At 66.3% G+C, this 744-nt stretch carries 2 protein-coding genes; one reads left to right on the plus strand and one right to left on the minus strand.

Annotated features, from left to right (window positions below; translation table 11 throughout):
* Positions 1–568, plus strand: a 568-nt coding sequence (locus ACFFGH_RS34395) for an IS5 family transposase (protein WP_386677470.1), incomplete at its 5' end; no start/stop codon positions are given.
* On the opposite strand, the gene ACFFGH_RS34400 is transcribed toward ACFFGH_RS34395, so the two are convergent.
* Positions 554–744, minus strand: a 191-nt coding sequence (locus ACFFGH_RS34400) for a hypothetical protein (RefSeq protein ID WP_386677472.1), incomplete at its 5' end; no start/stop codon positions are given. The two genes, ACFFGH_RS34395 and ACFFGH_RS34400, sit on opposite strands and share 15 nt — an antisense overlap.

The raw sequence follows: 744 nt of genomic DNA on the forward strand, positions 1-744 counted from the left end.
GCGACGAACATCACCCGCCACACAGGGGGATGGATCGAACTACAAGAATCCGCGTGAGGAGCCGGCCGATCACGGCATCGGGCGCTCCCGTGGCGGGCTGAGCACGAAGATCCATCAGCTCGTCGATGGGACCGGGCTGCCGCTGGTCAGCCTGATCACCCCCGGCCAGGCAGGGGACTCCCCGATGCTGCTTCCTCTTCTGGAGCAGCTGCGCGTGACCCGGCCAGTAGGGCGGCCCCGGACCCGCCCCGAGGCCGTGCTGGGCGATAAGGCGTACTCCTCCCGGGCGATCCGCACCCACCTACGTGCCCGTGGGATCAAAGCGGTCATCCCCGAACCGGCCGACCAGCAGGGCCACCGCAGACGGCGCGGTGCCCGCGGCGGGCGCCCCGTCAGCCTCGACGCGGACGCCTACAAGGGCCGCAACGTCATCGAGCGTCAGTACGCTCACCTGAAGCAGTGGCGGGGTCTGGCGACCCGGTATGACAAGTACGCGATCATCTACAGGGCCGCTGTGGTCCTGAATGCTGTGCTCGCATGGTCAAAACGATTGTCAGACATGCCCTAGGAGTTTGCGGAAGGCCTCCATCGCGTCGGAGACGGCTTCATTCGTCCAGGCCAGGATGTCCCGGTAGAGGCGCTCAGTCTCGTTGGTCCAGTGCCAGGTGTCATCGAAGGCCTGGATCTGCGCGTTGGCGTCGTCGGTGACCTGGTTGCCGAAGATCACCGAGTAGGAGCGATTCG

The sequence above is a fragment of the Lysobacter korlensis genome (genome assembly GCF_042434515.1).